The following is a 16,430-nucleotide window of genomic DNA, read 5'->3' on the forward strand; positions in this document are numbered from 1 at the left end:
GACTAGACGAACGCAGCTTTGCCGGTGATGGCCCGTCCGACGATCAGCGAATTCATTTCCCGGGTGCCCTCGTATGAGTACAGTGCTTCGGCGTCGGCGAAGAACCGTGCGGCTTCATAGTCGAGGACGATGCCGTTCCCGCCCATCGCCTCGCGGGCCCACGCCACGGTCTCCCGCATCCGTGACGTGCAGAACCCTTTCGCCAGCGCCGAGTGTTCGTCTCGCTGGGTGCCTTCATCGAGCATCTGGGAGACCCGCACGCACATGGCCATCGACGCGGTGATGTTGCCCAGGCATTTTGCGAGCAGGTCCTGCACGAGTTGGTGCTCGGCGATCTTCCGGCCGAACTGTTCCCGTTCCTTCGCGTACGCCACGGCCGCCTCATATGCCCCCACCGCGACGCCGACACTCGACCACGCCACGGCGGCCCTGGTCAGCCGCAACACTTTGGCGGTGTCACGGAACGATCGGGCGTTCGCGAGCCGCATGCGCTCGGGAACCACGACGTTGTCGAGGACGATATCGGCGTTCTGCACAGGACGCAGGGCGATTTTGCGGTCGATTTTCGTGGCGGTGTAGCCCGGGCTTGACGTCTCCACGAGGAATCCCTTGACCTGGTCGTCTGCGGAGTCCTTCGCCCAGATGATCGTGATGTCGCTGAAGGTGGCGTTGCCGATCCAGCGCTTCGAACCGTTGAGGACCCAGGAGTCCCCGTCCCTCGTCGCGGTCGTCCGGAGTCCCCGGGCGCTGTCGCTTCCCGAGAGCGGTTCGGTCAGGCCGAAAGCGCCGATGACCTCGCCTGACGCCATCTTCGGCAGCCAGGTATCGCGCTGCTCCTGCGAACCACACACACTGATCGACCCCATCGCGAGGCCCTCCTGCACGCCGACGAACGTGGCCATCGATGCGTCGACCCTGGCCATCTCCATCGACACCAGCCCCCGGAAAACGGCGGAGTTCTCGAACGGGCGGGTTTCCGCAAACGGGAACCGGGCGACATCCGTTTCGAGGAAGGATCCGATGAGCTCGTGCGGGAACTCAGCGCGCTCCCAGTAGTCATTGATGACGGGGCGGACGGTGCCCTCCATGTAGTCGCGGATCCGCATCAGGGCGTCCTGCTCCTGCCCGTTGAGGAGCGTCTCGAATCCGTAGAAATCGCTGGCGAGGGGTTCGAACGGCATGCGTGGCTCCATTGCGTCTTGGGCAGCGTAAAGAATCTCCTCAGAGCCTAGGTAACGGCCCGGGCGCCCGACAATACGGTTGGCCGAACGGACAACGGCGGGTGAACACCGCCTCGCTGCCGTTGTAGGGTGGCGATAATCCCGCACGCCCCGGCACCCCGTTAGGACGAGCCTGTGTTTGTTCCCATCGCCAACACACCCCGCAACTACGCCTGGGGTTCCGCTACCGACATTGCCGCCCTGCTCGGCGTGGCGCCGTCAGGGCAACCTGAGGCGGAATTATGGCTCGGGGCACACCCCGGTTCGCCGGCCAGGATCGTCACCCCCGGCGCCGTCGGCGGGTTCGAAACGCTCGCCGACTGGGTCGAGCACGACCCGGCATCCGCCGGCCTCGCCGAACCGCGGCTGCCGTTCCTGCTCAAGCTCCTCGCCGCGAACGCCCCGCTGTCTTTGCAGGCTCACCCGTCGGCCGCACAGGCCGCAGACGGGTTCGCCCGGGAGAACGCCGCCGGCCTGGCCCAGAACGATCCCATCCGAAATTACAAGGACGCGTTCCACAAACCGGAACTGATCTTCGCGCTGAGCGAGCGCTTCGAAGCGCTCTGCGGGTTCCGGCCCGTGGCTGATGCCGCCGCCGACGTCGACGCCCTGCTCGCCGTCCCCGGGCTGTCCGCCGAGACCCGCGCCGCGCTCAGCTCTTTTCGGTCGTCTCTCAACGGTCCCGATTCGGAGGTGCTCCGCCGGGTCGTCGGATCCCTCCTGGGGGAGGACGTTTCCGTGCTGGTAGCGGCGGTGACCGACGCCGCAGCGTCCGCTCCGCTGACGCCCGCCGTCGACACGGTGCGGATGCTCGCCGACCACTACCCGGGCGACCCGGGCATCGTCGTGTCACTCCTCGTTCACCGCGTCACCCTTCGGCGAGGTGAGGTGCTCTACCTGCCCGCAGGCAACATCCATGCGTACCTCCGCGGATTCGGTGTCGAGCTGATGGCCGCGAGCGACAATGTCCTCCGCGGCGGGCTCACGCCGAAGCACATCGACGTGGCAGAACTCCTCAGCGTCCTCGACTTCACGCCCCTGCCCGTGCCGTACCTCCGGCCGGAGCGAGCGGCGGACGGGGTCGAGCTCTACCGCCCGGGCGTACCCGACTTCGAGCTGAGTCACGTCGTCGCGTCCGGGGACGGATTGCCGACGGTCGATCTGCCTGGGGTAGCCATCGCCATCGCGACGGCCGGCGACCTGACGCTCGCCGGGGCATCCGGCACCATCGACCTGCGCCAGGGCGATGCCGTCTACATCACTGCGGATGAGGGCAGCATTGCCGTGCGGGGAACTGGCGAGCTCTTCGTCGCCAGCACGCGGCTGTAGCGACCCGTCAGCCCGCAGCCATCACCGCCTCGCCGGTGCAGCTGAACGTGCGGCGATAGGCATTCGGAGTGGTGTGGAGCACCTTCAAAAAGTGGTGACGCATCACGGCGGATGATCCGAAGCCGGACTCCGTCGCGATCTGCTCCAGCCCGACGTCGGTGCGCTCGAGCAACTGCTGGGCACGGATCAGGCGTTGCCGGTTCAACCAGGCCGCCGGTGTTGCGCCCATCTCCGCGCGGAACCGGCGGGCGAACGTGCGCTCAGACATGAGCGCTTTCGCTGCCAGCACGTCGACGGGCAGGTCCTCGGCGAGGTTCGCAAGCATCCATTCGGTCACGCCGGCGAACGAATCGCTCTGCCGCTCGGGGATCGGCGCCTGGATGAACTGCGCCTGCCCGCCGTCCCGCTGGGGAGGCACCACCATCCGCCTCGCGATCACATTCGCGGCTGCCGCACCGAGTTCAGTTCGAACAAGGTGCAGGCACGCGTCGATGCCTGCAGCCGTTCCTGCGCCGGTGATGACCCGGCGGTCCTCGACGAACAGGACGTCGGCGTCGACCGTTGTCGCGGGGTAGTTACGGGTGAGCCGGTCGGTGTACATCCAGTGCGTCGTGCTGCGCCTGCCGTCGAGGATCCCGGCCTCCGCAAGCGCGAAGGCGCCGGTGCAGACGCTGAGAATCCACGCTCCGCGCGCCTCCGCTTGTTGCAGGAGTTCGATGATGCGGGGGTCGAGGGTACCGACGGAGAAGGCGGGAACAGCGATGAGGTCGGCATCCCTCGCCTCGTCGAGTCCTTTGTCAATGACGAGGTCGAAGCCGAGCTTGGTGCGGATCGGACCGGGCTCAGCGGCCACGATGTGGAAGTCGAACGTCGGCCCGCCCATGTCCGATCGGTCGATGCCGAACACCTCGCAGAGCACCCCGAATTCGAACGGGGCCATCTCGGGCAGGGCGAGGACGGCGATTTTCTTCAACATGTCGGAGCCTTTCGCATTGGCAGGAATGTATCGAACTGTGGCAACTCTGCCACTGTTGGCAGTATCTGGCAATACCTAGATTTACTGCCATGATGTTGCTACTGATCCTCCTTCTGGCCTCGGTCGTGTACGCCACGATCGCCACCGTCGTCGAACTCCGACGCGACGGATTCCGCAGGCTCCCCGAGCGACGTTTCGGCCCCGCCGGCACCGAAAACTCTGACTCGTTCGGCAGATCCCTCATGGCGGGCATGCGCTGAGCGGCGGCCCCAATTCGGTGTGCCCTAGGCTCGATACCGGGCGGCTGTCGTCGCCCGGGATCGAGGAGGCATTATGACCTGGCTGGTCACCGGAGGCGCCGGATACATCGGCGCGCACGTCGTCCGCGCATTCGCCGAACAGGGAATCGACGTTGTCGTCCTTGATGACCTGTCGAGCGGGCATGCCGGATTCGTTCCCGAGGGCGTCCCCTTCGTCCGGGGGAACATCCTCGACCGGGAGATCGTCCGCTCGACCCTCGGGCAGCACGCGGTAACCGGCGTGGTTCACGTCGCCGGTTTCAAGTACGCCGGAGTTTCGGTCCAGCGGCCACTCCACACCTACGCGCAGAACGTGACAGGCACACTCGTGCTCCTCGAAGCGATGGCTGAACTCGACATCGACCGGATGGTGTTCTCATCGAGCGCCGCGGTGTACGGCACACCGGACACCGACCTGGTGACCGAGGAGACGCCCAAGAGCCCGGAGTCCCCGTACGGAGAATCAAAGCTCATCGGTGAATGGCTTCTCCGTGACCAGGAGGTCGCCGCCGGGCTCCGCCACACGTCCCTCCGTTATTTCAACGTCATCGGCTCCGGCTACCCCGACGTGTACGACACCAGTCCGCACAACCTGTTGCCGCTGGTCTTCGACGCGCTCCTTGCCGGCCGCACTCCCCGGATCAACGGAGCCGACTACCCGACGCCTGACGGCACGTGCGTGCGTGACTACATCCATGTCGGCGACCTCGCGCTTTCGCACGTCGCGGCCGCCAGGCGGCTCGACGCCGGTGACGACATCGAACCCGTCTACAACCTCGGCTCCGGCGAGGGTGTCTCGGTGGGGGAGATCATGGCTGCTGTGCGGGACGTCACCGGGATCGACTTCACCCCGGAGGTTGCCGACCGCCGCCCCGGCGATCCCGCTCGAATCGTCGCCTCCGGCGAACTCGCCGCGCGGGATCTCGACTGGCGGATGCGGCACACCCTTGTCGAAATGGTCGACTCGGCGTGGCGCGCACGCTTGGAGGCGAAGAGTCCTCGACCTTGATTCGGCGGTTCCCTAGCGAGGTCGCTCAGCGGCCGCGAAGGAAAAGATCGAACAGGCGACACGCCGGTAAACACGCGGTGAACCCTCCATTGGGGGTTGAGGGTTTACTATCTGCGACTTGACGAAAGCAAATTACACGGGTGTAATTATCTCTAGCGCCGCGTGGCGCACGGGCAACAAGTGGGGAGAGAGATATGTCACCTGAATATCGCTCTGGTGTTCCCGAAGACTGGTTCATCGATCCGGTCCAGCTGGGCGTACCTGGTGTTCGCAAGGCTGTCGACGACGATAATCCGCTCGCCTGGCAGTCCGATTCTCTCTGTGCGCAGACCGACCCGGAGGCCTTCTTCCCTGAGAAAGGCGGCTCGACCCGCGATGCGAAGCGCATCTGCACTAGTTGCGAGGTCCGCACGCAGTGCCTGGAGTACGCCCTCGAGAATGACGAGCGGTTCGGTATCTGGGGTGGCCTCTCCGAGCGTGAACGTCGCAAACTGAAAAAGCGCGCGGTTTAGCACCCTCTTCTGACTGGCATCATCCGCTCAACCGGCCGGTGAAACCGGCCAGGCTTCGGCGCGATATCGTGCCACGCCGAGCCGGTCTGGGACCGGGAGGCGCGCCCGACATAGTCTGGACGCGATGTCTCCCCGAGTAACAGCAATCCTTGTCGTGCATGACGGCACCGGCCCGGCCGGCCCCGCCGGCCTTCAGGGCACCCTCGACGCCCTCGCGGCACAGTCGCGCCAACCCGATGTCGTCGTCGCTGTGGCGTGCGACGCACCGGCCGCCACGACCCTCGCTCTCGAACAGGCGAACATTGATCGCATTGTGACGTCGGGAGAGCGGCTGAACTTCGGGCAGGCCCTTGCCGCCGGGATCCGCGTTCTCGAGCAGCCCAGCGGGCCGGACGAGTTTCTCTGGCTCCTCGCGCAGGACACGGCACCGGAGCCGGACGCGCTCGCGCGGCTGCTCGGGGCGATCGAGGTCGCTCCATCCGTCGCCATCGCCGGACCCAAGCTCAGGGATGCCGCTGACGGCTCGACGATTGTGTCGCTCGGCGAGTCTGTGACGCCATTCGGGGCGACCGTTCTCCTGGTCGAGAACGAACTCGACCAGGGCCAGCATGACTCGGTCAGCGACGTCCTCGGCGTCGCGCCTGCCGGGATGCTCGTCCGCCACACCGTCTGGGAACAGCTCGGCGGTTTCGACCCCGCGTTCGGCTCCGCCGATGACGCCCTCGACTTCTGCACGCGAGCGAGACTGGCTGGGCACCGGGTGACGGTCGTGCCGTCCGCCATCGTGCTCACCCAGGGTTCAGGCATCGCCGGGCCGAGCCGTTCGAACCGGCCCGCAGCCAAGCGCAAGCGGGCGCGGCAGGCCCGGGGTGCTCAGCTGTACCGTCGCCTCGTCTACGCTCCGGCGGCTGTCGTCTGGCTGCACTGGCTCTCCCTCGTCCCCCTCGGAATCCTGAGGGGGATCGGCCGGATCGTCAGCAAACAACCGGGCCTCGTCGGCTCCGAGATCGCGGCGGCCTTCCGTGTGGCGTTCAGCCCCATTCGCATCGTGCGGGCGAGAAAGAACCTTCGCCGGTCGAAGGTGGCCGGCTGGTCCTCGCTCTCGGCGCTGCGTATCCCGACCACCGAAGTGCGCAGGCGCCGGCGGCTCCGTCGTGAAGCCGGCGTGGCGGTGTACACCGTTGAGCGCAGCGACCTTCGGTTCTTCACTGGAGGAGGCGCCTGGCTCGTTCTCGCATCGGGTCTGGTCAGTGCCGCCCTCTTCTTCAGCCTGCTCGCGGCATCCGCCGTCGAAGGCGGCACCCTGCTACCACTCTCCGCTTCGGTGGGCGGCCTGTGGCAGCACATCGGTTACGGCTGGCGAGACATCGGACTGGGCTTCACCGGTGCCGCTGACCCGTTCTCCGCCGTGGTCGCCGTGCTCGGCACGATGACCTTCTGGAACCCGTCATACGCGCTCGTCCTGGTGATGCTGCTGGCGTTGCCGCTCGCAACACTCGGCGGCTGGTTCGCGGCCACCCGCCTCACCGAACGAAGCGGATACCGGTTGATCGCAGCCGTTCTCTGGACGGTTGCCCCGCCCTTCCTCTCAGCGCTTCTGGCAGGAAACCTGTCCGGGATCCTCGTCCACCTGTTGTTGCCGTGGTTGTTTTACACCGGGTGCGCCGCTGCACGCTCATGGGGTTCAGCCGCAGTGGCGTCAATGCTCCTCGCGGCGACCCTTGCGACAGCGCCGGCGCTGGCCCCCGCCCTCCTTGTGCTCTGGCTTCTCGCCCTCGCGTTCTCGGGTCGCCACGTCGCCAGGGTGTTCTGGCTCGTCGTCCCCAGTGCCGCGCTGTTCGCACCGCTCCTCTGGCAGCAGGGGATCGTTGCACAGAACTGGGTCCGGCTCCTCGCCGATCCCGGCGTGCCCGTGCAGACGGCATCGCCGACGGGATGGGAACTCGTCCTGGGCCTGCCTGCGGGCAACCCGGCCTGGGACTCGATGTCGGATGCCCTCGGGCTGTCCGGCGTTCCGGCGTACCTTCTCGTCCCCGTGCTTCTCGCGCCGCTCATCGTGATGGCGCTCCTCGCCCTGTTCCTCCCGGGCAGCGGACGGGCCGCCGTCCTGGTGGTCACGGCGCTGCTTGGCCTCGCGACGGCCGCTGCCGCCTCGCACCTGTTCCTCACGGTGACCGGCTCTGCCGTCGTGTCGATTTGGCCGGGATCCGCGTTGAGCCTGTACTGGCTCGGTCTCGTGGGCGCGGCGACCGTCGGGTTCGACAGCCTCCGTCGATCGGCGGCGCTACCAGCCCTCGTGATCGGGATCCTCGCGCTCGTCGTTGCCGTACCGATGGGTGCGAGCCTCGTGACGGGCGGCGGACAGGTCGCAGCGAGCAACGGCAGGACTCTTCCCGCGTACGTCGCGGCCGCGGCATCCGCTGACCCCTCGCTCCGGACGATGATCCTCACCCCCGAGCCTGACGGCGGGGTCTCCGCACGCGTCGTCAACGGCGTCGGGGACACTCTCGACAACCAGTCCACCGTGGTCACGACCGACACGTCGCTCACCGACAACGACACGAAAGTCGCCACGCTTGCCGGCAACCTCGTTTCGCAGGGCGGCCTCGACCTGAGCGCGCTGCTGGCGGATTACCGCCTGCAGTTCGTCCTTCTGGACTCCCCGCCCTCAACAGTCGGCGAGCCGGCATCGTCCCCGGCTCAGGAGATGGCCAACCGGGCGGCGGCATCCCTCAACGCCAACGCCGCGTTCGCACATGTCGGACCCACTGACCGGGGGACCCTCTGGCGTTTCGAGGGCGAACCCGTGCCGCCCGCGGCCGTCGGCGGCGACGTGCCGCTCGTTTCGACGCTCGTCCTTCTCACTCTTGGGCTCATTTTCGGCTTCACGTTGCTGCTGGCGATCCCGACGGCCGCGTCGCGGCGTGCAGCGGAGGCGCGGCCGAGAATCATCGGCCGTCGTTCCCCTGATCCCGCGCCGCGGCTGAGCCGCGCCGAGCGAGCGGAGCGGGATGCGGCCGCCGAGGCGGAGAAGGCTATCGAACTGGAACTCGCCGCTGAGTCCAACGAGATCGACGAACGGGAAGCCCACGCGGCCGCGCCGGAGCCGGGCTCCACCGAGACGGAGGCGGGCGACGGGGTCGAACCCCGGCAGTCCGATGCCTTTGCTCTCAGCCGCTCCGCGGGCAGCCCGGCCGCAGACGGCCAGGCAACCAGCCACAGGACATCCAGCCACAGTGCAGACAGTCAGGAAAGTCATGGCCGATAAGCGCCGTATCGCCGCTACGAGCGGCCGGGTTCTCACCGGCGTCGTCGGAGCCGCCGTGTTCCTCGGCGCCGGGCTGGTCGTCGGGCAGGATGCACTCCCGGTCCTCGCCGTGAATGCACCGAAGACGACGGTGACCCCAACAGCGTCCGACCAGTCCCGGCTCTGCGCTGGCCCGCTGCTGCGTCAGGGCGGGGATGCCTCCTTCGCCAGTTTCGCCGCGCCGGAGCTCACCACTGCCGCCAGTTCCGCCCCGGAGCAGACGGTCATTGCGGCGCCAGACAATCTCACCGGAGACCAATTCGGCACACCCACCGTGCTCAGCGTGTCCGGCGGCGAAGGAGAGGAGCGACCTCGGATCGCCGCCGCGCAGTCCCAGGTCGCCGGCCTCGACGACCTGACCGGGCTTGCGGCGACGGCGTGCGGCGAAGCCAGCGCAGACAGCTGGCTTGTCGCCGGGTCGACAGACGTGGGCAGGACGAGTGTGCTGTCTCTCAGCAACCCAAGCAGGGCTGACGCCGTCATCGACCTGTCGTTCTTCAGCGAGACCGGTGCGATCGACGCGCCAGGCGCCAGGGGAATTCTCGTCCCCGCCGGCCAGAACCGGGTGTTCGCTGTCGCGAGCTTCGCGCCAGGCGTCCGCACTCCGGTGATTCGGGTCCAGTCGAGCGGAGGGCACGTCGTCGCCGCGCTGCAGCAGAGTGTCACTCGGGGAATCACCCCTGGGGGAGTCGAGTTGTCCCTGCCGACCGCGCCCCCGTCGAGCACCCAGGTGCTGCCCGGCGTTGTTCTCGGCGGCGCAGGCCCGGCGCCGGACACCGGAATCTACGACGACAGCATCGGCGCGCTGCGCATCTTCGTGCCGGGAACCGACCCAGCCCAGATGAACATCAGTTTCGTCAGTGAACAGGGCACAGAGCCGCCCCAGCCCCTGAACTACTCCATTGAGGGCGGCGTCGTCCAGGAGATCAGCCTCACCGACATGACTGCGGGAAGCTACTCGGTCGTGATCTCGTCGGATCTGCCATTCGTTGCATCTGCCCGCACGACCGCCGTCGCCGGCGAATCCAGCGACTTCGCCTGGTTCGGAGCATCCGCACCCCTGGAAGACACGATCGAACTGGCCGTGGCACCGGGGGAGGGCGCGCGACTGCACCTGTTCAACCCGACGGGCGCCGACCTCGACGTCACCATGACGGACCAGGCAGGGGTGGTGACCCAGTTGGCCGTTCCGGCAGGGGGAGCAGCCGCTCCCACGGTCCCTTCCGGCCGGGCGTACAACGTCAGCGGAGTCGGTGGCGCCCACGCCCAGGTGAGCTTCGAATCCGCAGCCGGCCTGTCAGCATACCCGATTCAACCCACTAGTCCGCTGGCTACCCCGGTCACCGTTTACCCGCGGTGACCGCGCCGTCCGTGAGCGATCGGTCGAGCTAGAAGTGGAATCGGTCAGGCCCTAGATCCCACGGGTCCTTACCGATGAGCTCGGCGGTCGCTCTGAAGACGCAGCTCTCGATCATCATCCGCTGGTGCAGCTCGTCGTCGCGGTGCAGTTTGCTCATCCGTTGGATCGGTAACCGATACAGCACGATACGGCCCTCGGAGGAACTCGTCCACCAGCGTGGGACGGTGCCGTCGGGCAGGATGCCGAGGGGCATGGCCCCGACCTCGAATCGCACCTTGGCCAGGTCGTCCGGCCATGCACTGCGCAGAAAGTCCGCGGCGGCTGCGACGGTCATGTCGAAGCTGTCGATTCGGTTCTTCAGCGGGTCGAGGTGCGGACCGGTCGCCGGGCTCCGTTCCGAGCGCCCATGGCGGTCGTGCCGCACCGCTCGCCGGGCGTATGTGCTGCTCCGGGTGGTGCGTCTGGCCATGACGCCATTCTATTCGCCGTCGGCTCGGCGAGGTGCCCCGCGAACGGGCCGCCAGCTTGTATCGTGTGGAGAATGTTTGAGAGGCCATGTTCGAAAGTCGGATGCTCCCGCGACGCGGTCTCGACGCTTACGTACGACTACGCGGACTCGATGGCCGTCCTCGGCCCGCTGTCCCTGGCGCGTGAACCGCACACGTACGACCTGTGCTCGATCCACGCCGAGCGGATGAGCGCGCCGCAGGGCTGGCAGGTCATCCGTCACCAGCTCCTCCGGGACGCGGGACAGACCGCCTAGCTTCCCGGGGCCCGCTGACGCACGGCCAGCACGCCGGGAGGTCTGCGAGAATAGGGCCATGACGCTTACTCCGCCCGCAGCATCCGCCACATCGACCGCTCCGTCCACCGCTCCGGCGTTCCAGGTTCGCGACCTGTCGCTCGCTGAAGCGGGCCGCCACCAGATCCGGCTGGCTGAGAACGAGATGCCCGGTCTGATGGCCCTGCGCGACGAGTTCGGCGCGTCGAAGCCCCTGGCCGGCGCCCGTATCGCCGGGTCGCTGCACATGACGGTGCAGACCGCTGTGCTGATCGAAACCCTCGTCGCCCTCGGTGCCCAGGTCCGCTGGGCGAGCTGCAACATCTTCTCGACCCAGGACGAGGCCGCCGCGGCGATCGCCGTCGGCCCCACCGGCACCGTCGACGCCCCCGCCGGAGTACCGGTGTTCGCATGGAAGGGCGAAACCCTCGAAGAGTACTGGGCGTGCGCCGAGCAGATCTTCGACTGGACGGCCGAGGCGGACGCCGCTGGCGCCGACTGGTCCGGCCCGAACATGATCCTCGACGACGGCGGGGACGCCACCCTGCTCGTTCACAACGGACGGACCTACGAACTTGCCGGTGCGGTCCCGGAGGCCACTGCAGCGGACAGCGCAGAGGGCAAGGTCGTCCTCGACCTCCTCCGCCGTTCGCTCGCGGTCTCGCCCGACCGCTGGACCAAGATCGGCGCCGACATCCTCGGTGTCACCGAGGAGACGACCACAGGGGTTCACCGCCTGTACGAGCTCTTCAAGAACGGTGAACTGCTGTTCCCCGCCATCAACGTGAACGACTCGGTCACGAAGAGCAAATTCGACAACAAGTACGGCATCCGACACTCACTGCCGGACGGGCTGAACCGCGCCACCGACGTCCTCATCGGCGGCAAGGTCGCCTTCGTCGTCGGCTACGGCGATGTCGGAAAGGGTGCTGCTGAGGCCCTCCGCGGCCAGGGTGCGCGCGTCATCGTCTCCGAAGTTGACCCGATCTGCGCCCTCCAGGCGGCGATGGACGGCTACCAGGTCGCGAAGATCGAAAGCGTCGTCGAGCAGGTCGACATCTTCGTCACCGGCACAGGCAACCTCAACGTCATCACCACGGAACACATGCTCCGGATGAAGCACCAGGCCATCGTCGCCAACGTCGGACACTTCGACAACGAGGTGGACATGGCCGGGCTGGAGTCGCTCGAGGGCGCCGAACGCGTCGAGATCAAGCCGCAGGTGCACGAGTGGCGCCTGCCGACCGGCCGGTCGATCCTCGTCCTGAGCGAGGGGCGACTGATGAACCTTGGAAATGCCACGGGGCATCCGTCGTTCGTCATGAGCAACTCGTTCACCAACCAGGTCCTCGCGCAGATCGAGCTGTTCGCGCACAGGGAGAACTACCCGGTCGGCGTCTACGTGCTGCCGAAGCACCTCGACGAGAAGGTGGCCCGCCTGCACCTCGATGCCCTCGGCGTCGAACTGACGACGCTGTCTGAGGAACAGGCTGCGTACATCGGTGTCACGGTCGACGGCCCGTACAAGGTCGACCACTACCGCTACTAAGTCGGCTCCTCGAAACGGCGTCGCCTGGCTTCGGCCGGCGGCGCCGTTTCGCGCACCGGAGGGCGGGCGGATGGTTTCGGGTCGCGTCGGCGCGTCGGCGGGGGAGCCTCGGCGGGTCGGGAAACGGACCGGTTGAGTGAGCCGCCTAGCGGTCGGGGAACCCGTGCGGCCGCCCGGTGAGCACCGGTTGGATCCGAGCGAGCCGTTCTCGTTCGAGAAGGTGCGCGACGTACTCGCGGTCGCGACGGGCGGCGGCCACCGCGTAGAGGAAGGTCTCAGGGTCGACCAACGGCACGGGCGATACCCAGGCGGATGCCTCGGCGGCGAGGTCCTGCGCGAGTCGCGCCCGCGTCGCCGGCGTCAGCTTCGGTGCCTGCTTGAGGAACTGGGCGATCCGGCGTGACAGGCGGTCGGGCATCCGTGCCACGTCCGCCAGTTCCGCCCAGGAAGCCAGCGCTGGCGGCATGCCGAACACGGGCTCGGTGACCCGGGGAACGCGTTCCTGCTGGGCGTAGGTGCCTGCCAGCATGTCGCCGAGGCGTTTCGATCTCGTCGACAGCAGACCGGTCAGGGCTGCGACGCCGCCGAGGGTCATGTAGATCTCGAGGAAACCGGTCAGGGCGCGGATGAACGCGTGCCGGAAGCCGGATGCCCCACCGTCGTCCCGGACGATCCGCGCGCCGATCGCAAGTTTGCCGAGTGACCGGCCGTGGCTCAGCGTCTCGACGGCGGTGGGCACGACGACGCAGCAGAAAACAATGATGGAGGTCGAGAAGGCCGCGATCGCGGACTGGTCGATCACCCCCTGGCCGGCGAGGACAAAGAGGAGCCAGAAGAAGGCGCCGGCGAGCACGACGGTCTGGAGGAAGTCGAGAATTGCGCCAGCTGCCCGGAGGATGAAGCTCGTCGACTGGACGTCGAGGGCGACCGCCTCCCCGGTGAGGAGCTCGGAGGAGTCCGGCATGTTCGAGAGTGTGCCGCCGGGCTCTGCCATGAATAGTATCTAAGCAGATGGATCTTGATGCCTACAGCGCAGCCCACCGCGAAGAGTGGGCCCGCCTCGACGCGCTCGCGTCGAAGCGCTCGTTGTCGGGCGCCGAAGCCGACGAACTGATCGACCGCTACCAGGCCGGAGCGACGCAGTTGTCGGCGATCAAGACAACGGCGGGGTCGACCGTGCACGGTGACCGGCTGAGTGTCAGCCTGTCCAAGGCGCGGCTGAAATTCACCGCGGCGGGGTCGAACGTGCTCAGCCAGTTGCCACGGTTCTTCGTGCTCCAATTGCCGGCCGCCCTGTACCGGTTGCGCTGGCTCACCCTCGCTGTGGCCCTCGGCACCTTCCTGGTCGCAGCCCTCTGGGCGGCGTGGATCCTCGGCGACCCGCAGGTGCTCGCGAACCTGGGCAGCGCGGAGCAGTTGCAGAAGTTGGCTGAGGAAGACTTCGTCGACTATTACTCGGAGAACCCTGCGGCATCCTTCGCCGGGCAGGTGTGGACGAACAACGCCTGGATCGCCGCCCAGTGCATCGCGTTCGGCGTCACCGGCGTCTGGGTGCCGTACGTGGTGCTGGAGAACGCCAAGAACCTGGGTGTCACGGCCGCTGTGCTCTTCAGCTTCGGTCACGGCGACACCTTCTTTCTCTACATCGCCCCACACGGGATGCTCGAACTGACCGCGATCTTCGTCGCCGCGGCCGCCGGGCTGCGGATCTTCTGGGCGTGGGTGGCCCCTGGCAACCGCACGCGGGGCCAGGCGCTCGCCCAGGACGCGCGCGCCCTGTTCACCGTGGCCATCGGACTCGTGCTCGTCCTGCTCGTGGCGGGGATCCTGGAAGGATTCGTCACCCCGCAGCCGTGGCCATGGCCGGTGAAGATCGGGATCGGGGCCGCAGCCCTCGGTGCGTTCCTGTTCTACATGCTCGTCGTCGGCCGGCGCGCCTACCGGACCGGCGAGACCGGCGACCTGACCGCGTTCGAGGCTGGGGCGACGCGGATCTACGCGAACTGAGCTCCCGGGTGACACGCCCTCAGTTTTGAAGGGTTCAAAATAATGGCTAGGCTGGGGGCATGACGACGACCCGGCCAGGAACGGAACGCGACCTGCTGCGCTCCGCCGGCCTGCGTGCCACCGAACAGCGCGTCGCGGTGCTGCGCGCGCTGGAGAGCAACCCGCACGCCGACGCCCAGGGTGTCTTCGATGTGGTGCGCTCCGAGCTGCCCGACACGTCGCTGCAAGCGGTCTATGGCGTGCTCAGCGCGCTGACGGATGCCGGTCTCGCTCGGCGCATCGAACCGGCCGGCTCCCCGGCGCGGTACGAATTGCGCGTCGGTGACAATCATCATCACATCGTCTGTTCGCGCTGCGGCGCGATCGGGGACGTGGACTGTGCGGTCGGTGCCGCTCCGTGCCTGACCCCGGCCGAAACATCCGGATTCACCCTCACCACCGCCGAAGTGACCTACTGGGGCCTGTGCCCCGACTGCGCGACCGCGCCGCTCGGCTGAGCCTCACCTCTTCCGCGCCCCGCTGCCTGTGCAGCGTGGCGCTGCCTGAAATGCCCGAACTGCAACACGCCCCACCTGCACCATCAAGGAGATCCATGCCCGACAACTCGTACACCACCACCAACACCGGTACCCCGGTCGCGGCTGACTCGCAGTCGCTGACCGTCGGCGCCGACGGCGCCATCCCGCTGATCGACAGCTACCTGACCGAGAAGCTTGCCCACTTCAACCGTGAGCGTGTGCCGGAGCGTGTCGTGCACGCCAAGGGCGGTGGAGCGTTCGGAACGTTCGAGACCACCGAGGACGTGTCGCGGTTCACCCGTGCCGCGCTGTTCCAGCAGGGCGCGACGACCGAGATGCTCGCCCGTTTCTCGACCGTGGCCGGCGAGCAGGGTTCCCCTGACACCTGGCGCGACCCGCGCGGTTTCGCCCTCAAGTTCTACACGTCTGAGGGCAACTACGACCTCGTCGGAAACAACACCCCCGTCTTCTTCATCCGCGACGGCATCAAGTTCCCCGACTTCATCCACTCGCAGAAGCGCCTCCCGGGCTCGAACCTGCGCAACAACGACATGCAGTGGGACTTCTGGAGCCAGTCTCCTGAGAGCGCTCACCAGGTCACCTGGCTGATGGGCGACCGCGGCCTGCCGGCATCCTGGCGCAAGATGGACGGCTTCGGTTCGCACACCTACCAGTGGATCAACGCTGAAGGCGAGCGGTTCTGGGTGAAGTACCACTTCAAGACCAACCAGGGCATCGAGGTGCTCTCGGCAGACCAGGCGGCCGAGATCGCGGGCCAGGACGCCGACTTCCACCAGCACGACCTGTACACGAACATCGCGGAGGGCAACTTCCCCACCTGGACCCTGTCCGTCCAGGTCATGCCGTACGAGGACGCGAAGACCTACCGCTTCAACCCGTTCGACGTCACCAAGGTCTGGCCGCACGGCGACTACCCGCTGATCAAGGTCGGCACCATGACGCTCAACAGGAACGCGGAGAACTACTTCGCGCAGATCGAGCAGGCCACATTCTCGCCGGCGAACTTCGTTCCGGGAATCGCGGCAAGCCCCGACCGGATGCTGCAGGCCCGCATCTTCTCGTACGCGGACGCCCAGCGTTACCGCGTCGGCGTCAACCACGCCCAGCTCCCGGTGAACGCGGCGAAGACACAGGTGAACAGCTACTCGAAGGACGGCGCGGCGCGGATCGATTTCCCACCAGCCGACCGTCCCGTCTACGCACCGAACTCGTTCGGCGGCCCGCACGCCGACCCGGCACGCGCTGCCGAGTCGACCGGATGGCAGAACGACGGTGAGCTCCTGCGCACCTCGGCGACACTGCACCCGGAGGACGACGACTTCGGCCAGGCCGGAACCCTGTACCGCGACGTGATGGACGACGCCGCCAAGGCTCGTCTCCTCGCCCAGATCATCGGGCACGTCGGCGCCGTGGTGAACGACGAGATCCGCGCCCGGGCGATCGCCTACTGGTCGAACGTCGACATCGAGCTCGGTGCCAAGCTCGGTGCAGCGCTCGCGACGAGGCTCGCCGTCTAACCCGTCTAACCCGTCTAACCCGTCT

General features: G+C 67.3%; 15 protein-coding genes. 11 read left to right on the forward strand and 4 right to left on the reverse strand.

Features of this window, described 5'->3' with window-relative positions; translation table 11 throughout:
* Positions 1 to 2: 2 nt before the first annotated feature.
* Positions 3 to 1,181 (reverse strand): acyl-CoA dehydrogenase family protein, encoded by a 1,179-nt coding sequence (locus BM197_RS15710; protein ID WP_090713234.1) that lies wholly within the window; start codon positions 1,179 to 1,181, stop codon positions 3 to 5.
* Positions 1,182 to 1,355: 174 nt separating this feature from the next.
* Between BM197_RS15710 and manA the strand changes: the two genes are divergently transcribed.
* Entirely contained in the window at positions 1,356 to 2,549 is a 1,194-nt protein-coding gene (manA, locus tag BM197_RS15715) for a mannose-6-phosphate isomerase, class I (RefSeq protein WP_090713236.1), read from the forward strand.
* 7 nt (positions 2,550 to 2,556) lie between these two features.
* Here manA and BM197_RS15720 read toward each other — a convergent pair whose 3' ends face one another.
* Complete coding sequence (locus BM197_RS15720) at positions 2,557 to 3,525, reverse strand: GlxA family transcriptional regulator (RefSeq protein WP_090713238.1); 969 nt, start codon at positions 3,523 to 3,525, stop codon at positions 2,557 to 2,559.
* Positions 3,526 to 3,614: 89 nt separating this feature from the next.
* Between BM197_RS15720 and BM197_RS16400 the strand changes: the two genes are divergently transcribed.
* From BM197_RS16400 to BM197_RS15740, 5 genes are all read left to right on the forward strand, one after another.
* Positions 3,615 to 3,785 carry a hypothetical protein gene (locus BM197_RS16400; protein ID WP_177216864.1) on the forward strand — a complete coding sequence of 57 codons (171 nt, stop codon included), beginning with the start codon at positions 3,615 to 3,617 and terminating at the stop codon, positions 3,783 to 3,785.
* Between the two features lie 73 nt (positions 3,786 to 3,858).
* Entirely contained in the window at positions 3,859 to 4,833 is a 975-nt protein-coding gene (gene galE / locus BM197_RS15725) for a UDP-glucose 4-epimerase GalE (protein ID WP_090713240.1), read from the forward strand.
* A 194-nt stretch (positions 4,834 to 5,027) separates the two neighbouring features.
* Positions 5,028 to 5,345, forward strand: coding sequence for a WhiB family transcriptional regulator (locus BM197_RS15730; protein ID WP_090713242.1), 318 nt, complete (start codon positions 5,028 to 5,030; stop codon positions 5,343 to 5,345).
* A gap of 124 nt (positions 5,346 to 5,469) precedes the next feature.
* On the forward strand, positions 5,470 to 8,613 hold the full coding sequence (locus BM197_RS15735; RefSeq protein ID WP_090713244.1) for a glycosyltransferase family 2 protein: 3,144 nt from the start codon (positions 5,470 to 5,472) through the stop codon (positions 8,611 to 8,613).
* A complete protein-coding gene (locus BM197_RS15740) occupies positions 8,603 to 10,012 on the forward strand; it encodes a DUF5719 family protein (RefSeq protein ID WP_090713246.1) in 1,410 nt (469 codons plus the stop codon). The genes BM197_RS15735 and BM197_RS15740 overlap by 11 nt, the downstream gene beginning before the upstream one ends.
* A 28-nt stretch (positions 10,013 to 10,040) precedes the next feature.
* Here BM197_RS15740 and BM197_RS15745 read toward each other — a convergent pair whose 3' ends face one another.
* Entirely contained in the window at positions 10,041 to 10,481 is a 441-nt protein-coding gene (locus tag BM197_RS15745; protein ID WP_090713250.1) for a metallopeptidase family protein, read from the reverse strand.
* Positions 10,482 to 10,553: 72 nt separating this feature from the next.
* Between BM197_RS15745 and BM197_RS15750 the strand changes: the two genes are divergently transcribed.
* A complete protein-coding gene (locus BM197_RS15750) occupies positions 10,554 to 10,775 on the forward strand; it encodes a DUF3499 family protein (protein WP_090713252.1) in 222 nt (73 codons plus the stop codon).
* Positions 10,776 to 10,833: 58 nt separating this feature from the next.
* The gene (gene ahcY / locus BM197_RS15755; protein ID WP_090713254.1) at positions 10,834 to 12,342 is read left to right on the forward strand and encodes an adenosylhomocysteinase; all 1,509 of its coding nucleotides are present in this window, start codon (positions 10,834 to 10,836) and stop codon (positions 12,340 to 12,342) included.
* A gap of 145 nt (positions 12,343 to 12,487) precedes the next feature.
* On the opposite strand, the gene BM197_RS15760 is transcribed toward ahcY, so the two are convergent.
* Entirely contained in the window at positions 12,488 to 13,336 is an 849-nt protein-coding gene (locus BM197_RS15760) for an RDD family protein (protein ID WP_177216865.1), read from the reverse strand.
* Between the two features lie 17 nt (positions 13,337 to 13,353).
* On the opposite strand from BM197_RS15760, the gene BM197_RS15765 reads away from it, so the two are divergent.
* The 3 genes from BM197_RS15765 (at position 13,354) to BM197_RS15775 (ending at position 16,405) form a co-directional block, all read left to right on the forward strand.
* Complete coding sequence (locus tag BM197_RS15765; RefSeq protein ID WP_090713256.1) at positions 13,354 to 14,349, forward strand: stage II sporulation protein M; 996 nt, start codon at positions 13,354 to 13,356, stop codon at positions 14,347 to 14,349.
* A gap of 59 nt (positions 14,350 to 14,408) precedes the next feature.
* Positions 14,409 to 14,846, forward strand: coding sequence for a Fur family transcriptional regulator (locus tag BM197_RS15770; protein WP_090713258.1), 438 nt, complete (start codon positions 14,409 to 14,411; stop codon positions 14,844 to 14,846).
* Positions 14,847 to 14,941: 95 nt separating this feature from the next.
* Entirely contained in the window at positions 14,942 to 16,405 is a 1,464-nt protein-coding gene (locus tag BM197_RS15775) for a catalase (protein ID WP_090713260.1), read from the forward strand.
* Positions 16,406 to 16,430: the final 25 nt, after the last annotated feature.

This window comes from Mycetocola miduiensis, assembly GCF_900115155.1.
Lineage (GTDB): Bacteria > Actinomycetota > Actinomycetes > Actinomycetales > Microbacteriaceae > Mycetocola_A > Mycetocola_A miduiensis.

What these genes read in the sequence shown, in the direction of transcription:
- BM197_RS15710 (WP_090713234.1), bottom strand. Translation starts at nt 1,181, where the DNA reads ATGCCGTTCGAACCCCTCGCCAGCGATTTCTACGGATTCGAGACGCTC.
- BM197_RS15720 (WP_090713238.1), bottom strand. Translation starts at nt 3,525, where the DNA reads ATGTTGAAGAAAATCGCCGTCCTCGCCCTGCCCGAGATGGCCCCGTTC.
- BM197_RS16400 (WP_177216864.1), top strand. Translation starts at nt 3,615, where the DNA reads ATGATGTTGCTACTGATCCTCCTTCTGGCCTCGGTCGTGTACGCCACG.
- galE (WP_090713240.1), top strand. Translation starts at nt 3,859, where the DNA reads ATGACCTGGCTGGTCACCGGAGGCGCCGGATACATCGGCGCGCACGTC.
- BM197_RS15730 (WP_090713242.1), top strand. Translation starts at nt 5,028, where the DNA reads ATGTCACCTGAATATCGCTCTGGTGTTCCCGAAGACTGGTTCATCGAT.
- BM197_RS15735 (WP_090713244.1), top strand. Translation starts at nt 5,470, where the DNA reads ATGTCTCCCCGAGTAACAGCAATCCTTGTCGTGCATGACGGCACCGGC.
- BM197_RS15740 (WP_090713246.1), top strand. Translation starts at nt 8,603, where the DNA reads ATGGCCGATAAGCGCCGTATCGCCGCTACGAGCGGCCGGGTTCTCACC.
- BM197_RS15745 (WP_090713250.1), bottom strand. Translation starts at nt 10,481, where the DNA reads ATGGCCAGACGCACCACCCGGAGCAGCACATACGCCCGGCGAGCGGTG.
- BM197_RS15750 (WP_090713252.1), top strand. Translation starts at nt 10,554, where the DNA reads ATGTTTGAGAGGCCATGTTCGAAAGTCGGATGCTCCCGCGACGCGGTC.
- ahcY (WP_090713254.1), top strand. Translation starts at nt 10,834, where the DNA reads ATGACGCTTACTCCGCCCGCAGCATCCGCCACATCGACCGCTCCGTCC.
- BM197_RS15760 (WP_177216865.1), bottom strand. Translation starts at nt 13,336, where the DNA reads ATGGCAGAGCCCGGCGGCACACTCTCGAACATGCCGGACTCCTCCGAG.
- BM197_RS15765 (WP_090713256.1), top strand. Translation starts at nt 13,354, where the DNA reads ATGGATCTTGATGCCTACAGCGCAGCCCACCGCGAAGAGTGGGCCCGC.
- BM197_RS15770 (WP_090713258.1), top strand. Translation starts at nt 14,409, where the DNA reads ATGACGACGACCCGGCCAGGAACGGAACGCGACCTGCTGCGCTCCGCC.
- BM197_RS15775 (WP_090713260.1), top strand. Translation starts at nt 14,942, where the DNA reads ATGCCCGACAACTCGTACACCACCACCAACACCGGTACCCCGGTCGCG.